Source organism: Aminobacter sp. P4_D5 (assembly GCF_056401815.1).
In genome coordinates this window covers 1-771 of the sequence record NZ_JBFUIP010000603.1, presented here as the reverse complement: position 1 = coordinate 771, position 771 = coordinate 1, and the positions used below count along the sequence as shown (strand labels likewise).

Sequence of the window (771 nt, the reverse complement as noted above, 5' to 3'; positions counted from 1 at the left end):
GGAAGCCGTGGGGCTGTGACCCACAGGCGCCTCCAGCCCGGCAAGCTCGTCCTGGCCAGCCACATCAAGGGCAAGCTGCGCGAGTTCGGGGGGTTGCTGGCTCCTTATGGGATGGAGCTGGTCTCGGCCGGGGAGCTCGGCCTGCCGGAGCCGGAGGAGACCGGCGATACCTTCATCGCCAACGCCACCATCAAGGCGATGGCGGCGATGAAGGCGACGGGGTTGCCGGCTCTCGCCGATGACAGCGGCATCGAGGTCGCGGCGCTCGGCGGACAGCCCGGCGTGCGCACCGCCGACTGGACGATGCGGCCGGACGGCACGCGCGACTATCCCTCGGCGATGGCGCGGATCGCGGGCCTCGATGCCTCGGCCGACCGGCGCTGCGCCTTCGTGGCCGTGCTGGTCCTGGCCTGGCCGGATGGTCACAGCGAAGCCTTCGAGGGGCGGGTCGAAGGCCATTGGGTCTCGCCGCCGCGCGGGCAAAGCGGCTTCGGCTATGATCCGATGTTCGTCCCGGACGGCGAGACCGTGACCTTCGGAGAGATGACGCCTGAACAGAAGGCCCGGCACAGCCATCGCGCACGGGCCTTCGCCGCGCTGGCGGCCGCCACCCTCGGATGAGAATCCTTCGCTGAAGGCGGCGGCCACGAAGACTTGGCCGTGACTGAGCGTTATTCTTAACGGATTATAGCGATTGATCGCGTCGATTGGGGGCTGTTCCGCCCCTTCTTGCGAGCGTAGCGTTTCCGGACCTGTGTGCCCGATGGGCGG

The 771-nt window shown here is 68.7% G+C and carries 1 protein-coding gene; it reads left to right on the top strand.

Translation table 11 applies throughout. From position 1 onward, the window contains the following. The first annotated feature begins 15 nt into the window (after nt 1-15). Nucleotides 16-621, top strand: a complete 606-nt coding sequence (locus AC1DWF_RS33790; protein ID WP_476842859.1) for a non-canonical purine NTP pyrophosphatase — start codon at nt 16-18, stop codon at nt 619-621. Nucleotides 622-771 lie beyond the last annotated feature (150 nt).